This window comes from Pedococcus sp. 2YAF34 (assembly GCF_052114585.1).
Lineage (GTDB): Bacteria > Actinomycetota > Actinomycetes > Actinomycetales > Dermatophilaceae > Pedococcus.
The window spans coordinates 1-420 of the sequence record NZ_JBFRFA010000120.1 but is presented as its reverse complement, the minus strand read 5'-3'; the positions used below and the strand labels follow the sequence as shown (position 1 = coordinate 420).

1 protein-coding gene is annotated in these 420 nt (G+C 70.7%); it reads left to right on the top strand.

The features are described from left to right. Window positions 1–388, top strand: a 388-nt coding sequence (locus AB4Z02_RS19165) for a glutamine amidotransferase-related protein (RefSeq protein WP_441972964.1), incomplete at its 5' end; no start/stop codon positions are given. Window positions 389–420 lie beyond the last annotated feature (32 nt).

Genomic DNA, 420 nt, shown 5'->3' with positions numbered 1-420 from the left:
GGTGGAGATCATCGCGGGCGGCGACCTCGGCGGAACGATGCGACTCGGCCTCTACCCGGCGACGCTCGCCGAAGGCTCCATCGTCGCCGAGCTGTACGGTGCGAACGAAGCATCGGAACGGCACCGCCACCGCTACGAGGTCAACAACGGCTACCGCGAGCAGATCGCCGACGCCGGCCTCTGGTTCTCCGGCACGTCGCCCGACGGGCACCTCGTCGAATACGTGGAGCTGCCGCGGGACGTGCATCCGTTCTACGTGGGAACGCAGGCGCACCCCGAACTGCGGTCGCGGCCCAACCGCGCGCATCCGCTGTTCCGCGGCCTCGTCGGCGCGGCCCTCGACCGCCAGAAGGCGAGCCGTCTCTTCGAAGGGACCCAGGACGCCTGAACCGGTGGGCGACCGCATCGACGGCGGGCTCG